The organism is uncultured Lactobacillus sp., assembly GCF_947367125.1.
Lineage (GTDB): Bacteria > Bacillota > Bacilli > Lactobacillales > Lactobacillaceae > Lactobacillus.
The window spans coordinates 1-5,490 of sequence record NZ_CANBCQ010000062.1 but is presented as its reverse complement, the minus strand read 5'-3'; the positions used below and the strand labels follow the sequence as shown (position 1 = coordinate 5,490).

Genomic DNA, 5,490 nt, shown 5'->3' with positions numbered 1-5,490 from the left:
ACGATCAAAACTCACTTAAGAATTTTGATCGTCCTATTATTATGGTCTAGGAGCTAGTTTTTTCCCAGACACTTTTTGTTAGTCGTCTAACTGTTTTAATAATTTTTTGGCTTGATTTAAGGTAATCGTGTTGCGGTTAATTCGGGCAAAAGCACAGGCATCATGCAAATGCTGGCTAATGATTTCCTTCCTTTTTACTTGCTCGATGTCATTGAGAGCTTGTCGCAGAAGTATTCGAGCCATATAGAAGATTGCATGTTTCTCCGTGCCAATCTTGTAGGCATAACGCAGTAGTGCATTAGATTCACGATACATTTTCCGTTTGCCATAAAATTCGCCAGCATCACAAAGAATACTTAAGGCATGCATTGTCGTTAAAAGATTATCGATTTCGACATTCATAATATTATCCAAAACCTGGCTATAGTAGTGTTCTGCTTTTTCTGTTTCACCTTGCTTGGCATAAATCTGACTGCAGCCGTTTAGCGCCAGTAGGCGATAAATATCATTTTTAGGTAAATCCTCTGTAGTCAAAATATCATTAAAGTAAAATAGGGCGCTCATTTCATTGCGATCGCTTTTTAAAGCGTATTGGCCGCGTAAGAAACGGTAGTGGACTTTGTCTTTTTGCAATTTTAGATCTGTTTTTTCATTAATTTGGGAAAGTAAATTTAAAATTTTGCTGTAATTGAAGTTAATAAAAGCAAAGTCAGCTTCAAATAGCATGTGAGCGATTTGCTTGTGATCACTATTGTTCATGATATCGCTAATGTCGATAGTCATTCGCTCGCAAAGCTGCTTTAAGATCTTGAAAGAGGGTACTTGACCGTTATTTTCGAATTTACTTAAGGTTGATTGAGTACAGATACCACTACAAAGCTTAGTTTGTGATAATTTTAGTTCTTTTCTGATCTGAACGAATTTTTTAATATTAATCATGCTTAATTTTGTCTCTTAATAGTTTGATATAAAAAGTCGAGTGATTCATCTACATAATCTGGACCATAAGCCATTGCGTGGCCGTGACCAGGAATTACAAGTAATTGTACACCTAAGTTTTTGTCAGCCAAAAATTTAACAAAATCAAGTACTGTAGTTAAAGGGGTTAATTCGTCTGCGGAATTAATCATCATTAACTGCTTAAGATGACTATAGCCAAATGATGTAGCGTCTAATTTCTTTAAAACAGCTTCATCTTCAGTACCGGTATAAGTTAAAGTGAAGTATTTATAGAAAGATTGTCTGATTTGTGCAGGATCAGTAAATCCGAGTTCTTTAGCAGCATCTGGGGATGCCTTAAGGTCCTGATGATTTTTGATCCAATTAGAATATTCAACTGGAGCAGACCAAGTAACGGTAGGAAAGCCGTACTTGCCAGCAACTTCAATTGCCATTTCTCCACCAACACTAGCACCAATTTGAACAATATTCTTAATATCATCTTGATCGGTGTATTCAGACTTTAGTAGCCAGTCGACAAAGTGCAATGCATCTTCATGAGCAGCAGGAAAATGATATTTAGGTGCTAATGAGTAATCTGGAATAAAGGTCATAAAGCCCGCGTTAGCAAAGCGAATTCCTAGATTTTTGACGCTTTCTTTATCGCCGCGGAACCAACCACCACCATGCCAAAAGATTAAAATTTTGGTTTGAGAAGAAGTATCATTAGGATAATAAATATCAGTTCCTAATTCTTTTGTTTTGTCAAAAATAATATTGTTTTTAATTACAACCATAGGATACCTACCTTTCTGAAAAACTTGTCGATTTCATTATATATTATCTGTTTAGAGAGCTAAAATAATAGAAACTTTTTTTACTTTGCATGTTTGAAGTATGTTAGCCAGATTTTTGTTAAAATTATAACTACTAACACGATGAGGGAAGGCGAGAAAATGCATTTATCAGCTAAAGCTAGTCGAAAATTAATCAATATTGCAACAATCATTTGCGGGGTACTTATTGTTTTACTAGTAATCTATTGGTATCGTTTGGGTATTTTTACTGATCAAGCGAAAATGCGCGCTTATTTAGCCGATAAGAAAATTATTGGTCCAATTGTATTTGTCTTAATTCAGATTGTTCAAGTGGTAATTCCAATTATTCCCGGCGGGGTATCTTTGCTGGGGGGCGTGGTCTTCTTCGGCCCAATTGCTGGCTTTATCTATAATTATGTCGGGATTTGTATTGGATCGATTATTAACTTCTTTTTGGCTAGACATTATGGTCGTCCGTTTATTTTGCATATTGTTTCGGAAGAAACGCTCGATAAATATATGAAATGGACAGAAAATCAAAAAAAGTTTAATTGGTTTTTCGCCTTGTGTATTCTCGCGCCAGCGGCTCCTGATGATGTGCTCTGTCTGTTAGCTGGATTGACCAGAATGAAGTTTTCTACGTATTTTTGGATTATTATTTTATGTAAGCCTTGGACAATTGCGGCCTATAGCTTTGGCTTGCAATTTGGTGCCAAGTGGCTTTTAAGGCTAATGGGTAACTAATGCTAGAATCTAAGAGAATCTATCTAAGACCTTTTGAAGAAAAAGATGCACAGCAATTATTAAAATGGGGCATCAATCCGCGGTATCACAAGATGGCTGGTTTTGAAGAATATCATAATTTAACCGAGGCAGTTAATGGGGTTAAGCAGTATATGGCTCGTCCTGAAAGTTACGTTATTTGTTTACGGCAAAATAATGAAGTGATTGGCTTAGTGGAATTATATGAACGTGGATTAGATGAAAAAAGTGGTTTATTGAAGACTAAGGAAGTTGGCTTTTTACTTGATCAAGCATTTGAAGGCCACGGCTATATGACTGAAGCGTTGAAATTGATTTTGAATTATGCCTTTAATGAAAAAGGGCAGTTGGAAATCTGGGCTGGAACTTTTTCTGATAATGAAAAGTCACGGAAATTGCTTAAAACATTGGGCTTTCAATATGTTTATACCGTTGACTACACCCAAGTTAGTGCACTTTTTTTCATTTAAAGAAAAATATTATTTGCTCAAAAAAGAAGAATGGCTTAAAATGGATGAAAACACGAAATCCTAAGACTGCTTCAGAGAGTTCACGGTTGGTGTAAGTGAATGCATAGTCGTTTCCAGATTTCAATAATGTGGGCAATTAATAGTTGCACGGTTTGACGTCGTTATTCGTCTATTAAGAGGTGCAGTCTCAGTGACTGAAGATGGGTGGTACCGCGAAACCGTGTAAGAGCCGATTCGTCCCAACGAAGGGATGATTCGGCTCTTTTTTTGCATATTACGGAGGTTTTATATGCTTGATATTAAAGTGATTCGTGAGAATCTTGATTGGTCAAAGAAAAAGTTGGCTACACGTGGCATTAAGCCAGAAGAATTGGATGAATTAGTTGAAATTGACGCTAAGCGTCGTAAGGATTTGACTAAGAGTGAACAATTAAAGGCTAAGCGTAACGATGTTTCCAAGCAAATTGCTGAAAAAAAGCGCAACAAAGAAGATGCTAACGATGCAATTCAAGCTATGCGTGAAGTAGGTAAGGAAATTAAAGATTTAGACAAGGAAGTTGCTGAATTAACTGAAAAGCAAAATTACATCTTGCTTAGATTGCCTAACTTCCCAGCTGATTCAGACCCAATCGGTCCAGATGATAGCTACAATGAAGAAGTTCGTAAGTGGCACCCAACTACTAAATTTAACTTTAAGCCCAAGGCACACTGGGATATTGGTACTGATTTAGGTATCTTGGATTGGGACCGTGCTTCTAAAGTTTCTGGTGCTCGTTTTGTTTACTACATTGGTGCAGGTGCACTTTTGGAACGTGCTGTCTTTAACTTCTTCTTAGATGAAAACACTAAAGATGGTTATACCGAAATTATCCCACCATACTTGGTAAACGATGCATCAATGCAAGGAACTGGTCAATTCCCTAAGTTCCACGAAGACGTATACACTATCGTAGATAATGATGATCCAGATAAGCCACGTGATTTGACTTTGATTCCAACTGCTGAAGTTCCTTTGGTAAACTACTTCAGAAATGAAATTATTCATGAAAACAAGTTGCCAATTAACGTAACTGCATTGTCACCAGCATTTAGAAGTGAAGCAGGGTCAGCTGGTCGTGATACTCGTGGTTTGATCAGAATGCACGAATTCCGCAAGGTTGAAATGGTTAAGGTATGTAAACCTGATGAATCATGGGATGAACTTGAAAAATTGACCCATAATGCTGAACACTTATTGCAAAAATTAGGCTTGCCATACCATGTAGTTGCTTTGTCAACTGGGGATGCAAGTTTTACTTCAGCTAAGACTTACGACCTTGAAGTTTGGATGCCAGCACAAGACAAGTACCGTGAAATTTCAAGTTGTTCTAACTGTACTGACTTCCAAGCTCGTCGTGCTCAAATTCGTTACCGTGATGAAGATGGCAAGCTTCACTTAGCTCATACTTTGAACGGTTCAGGTTTGGCAGTTGGTCGTTGTGTAGCTGCAATTTTGGAAAACTATCAAAACGAAGACGGTTCGGTAACTGTTCCTGATGTTTTAGTACCTTACATGAATGGTATGAAGAAGATCACTAAAGAAGCAGGTTTGATTTAATAGTAATTCTATAAAAAAGAGGCTTAAGAGCAATTCGCTATTAGGTCTTTTTTATTGTCAGAACAACTATTTAGGCAAAAAAAGTGAAAAAACAAAATTTTTTGGAAAAATTTTACGCTAAAAATCACGAAAAAGTGTTAAAACGCGAACAATATTGGTGATTTTGCAAACAATAAAAGGAAATGATAGATATATATGAACTGTATATAAAAGTTATAGTTACAACGCGTCCTTGTGTTCCGGTATTAGTTCGAACAAAAAATAAAATTTGACGAATGGGTAAAGTGCGTGTAATATATTTAAATGTCGTCAGGCGAGAGCAAGAAAGCTTGAGTGAGACGACGAAAAAATAAATCAAAAAAGTTCTTGACAAAGAAATGATGATTTGATAAAATATAAAAGCTGTCTGCTTTATTCAAGGCAAGACAGAGGTAGTACTTTGAAAACTGAACAAAGTTTCGCTAAAAGTGTGCGGGTGTAAAAACCCAAACAAGAAGCGAAGTCAATTCGCAAGCAATAAATTTGAGACAAAGATCTTAAATAATCGAATGAGCAATCATTCAAACTTTTTAAAATGAGAGTTTGATCCTGGCTCAGGACGAACGCTGGCGGCGTGCCTAATACATGCAAGTCGAGCGAGCGGAACTGGCAGATTTACTTCGGTAATGACGCTGGGAAAGCGAGCGGCGGATGGGTGAGTAACACGTGGGGAACCTGCCCCATAGTCTGGGATACCACTTGGAAACAGGTGCTAATACCGGATAAGAAAGCAGATCGCATGATCAGCTTTTAAAAGGCGGCGTAAGCTGTCGCTATGGGATGGCCCCGCGGTGCATTAGCTAGTTGGTAAGGTAACGGCTTACCAAGGCAATGATGCATAGCCGAGTTGAGAGACTGATCGGCC

4 protein-coding genes, 1 rRNA gene and 1 pseudogene are annotated in these 5,490 nt (G+C 37.4%); 4 read left to right on the top strand and 2 right to left on the bottom strand.

Features of this window, described 5'->3' with window-relative positions:
* Window positions 1-78 precede the first annotated feature (78 nt).
* On the bottom strand, window positions 79-939 hold the full coding sequence (locus Q0Y84_RS11910; RefSeq protein ID WP_297954035.1) for a helix-turn-helix transcriptional regulator: 861 nt from the start codon (window positions 937-939) through the stop codon (window positions 79-81).
* A 2-nt stretch (window positions 940-941) separates the two neighbouring features.
* Window positions 942-1,736, bottom strand: coding sequence for an alpha/beta hydrolase (locus Q0Y84_RS11905; RefSeq protein WP_297954032.1), 795 nt, complete (start codon window positions 1,734-1,736; stop codon window positions 942-944).
* A gap of 159 nt (window positions 1,737-1,895) precedes the next feature.
* On the opposite strand from Q0Y84_RS11905, the gene Q0Y84_RS11900 reads away from it, so the two are divergent.
* From Q0Y84_RS11900 to Q0Y84_RS11885, 4 genes and pseudogenes are all read left to right on the top strand, one after another.
* Entirely contained in the window at window positions 1,896-2,501 is a 606-nt protein-coding gene (locus tag Q0Y84_RS11900) for a TVP38/TMEM64 family protein (RefSeq protein WP_297954030.1), read from the top strand.
* Window positions 2,501-3,053, top strand: a pseudogene (locus Q0Y84_RS11895) (GNAT family N-acetyltransferase). Before Q0Y84_RS11900 ends, Q0Y84_RS11895 begins: the two are co-directional and overlap by 1 nt.
* Before the next feature lie 225 nt (window positions 3,054-3,278).
* Window positions 3,279-4,586: a serine--tRNA ligase gene (gene serS, locus Q0Y84_RS11890; protein WP_297954027.1), complete on the top strand. Its 1,308-nt coding sequence runs from the start codon at window positions 3,279-3,281 to the stop codon at window positions 4,584-4,586.
* Between the two features lie 570 nt (window positions 4,587-5,156).
* Window positions 5,157-5,490: ribosomal RNA gene (locus Q0Y84_RS11885) — 16S ribosomal RNA — on the top strand; the annotation flags it as partial.

Coding starts and splice junctions, on each gene's coding strand:
- Q0Y84_RS11905 (WP_297954032.1), bottom strand. CDS start 1,736: ATGGTTGTAATTAAAAACAATATTATTTTTGACAAAACAAAAGAATTA.
- Q0Y84_RS11900 (WP_297954030.1), top strand. CDS start 1,896: ATGCATTTATCAGCTAAAGCTAGTCGAAAATTAATCAATATTGCAACA.
- serS (WP_297954027.1), top strand. CDS start 3,279: ATGCTTGATATTAAAGTGATTCGTGAGAATCTTGATTGGTCAAAGAAA.
- Q0Y84_RS11910 (WP_297954035.1), bottom strand. CDS start 939: ATGATTAATATTAAAAAATTCGTTCAGATCAGAAAAGAACTAAAATTA.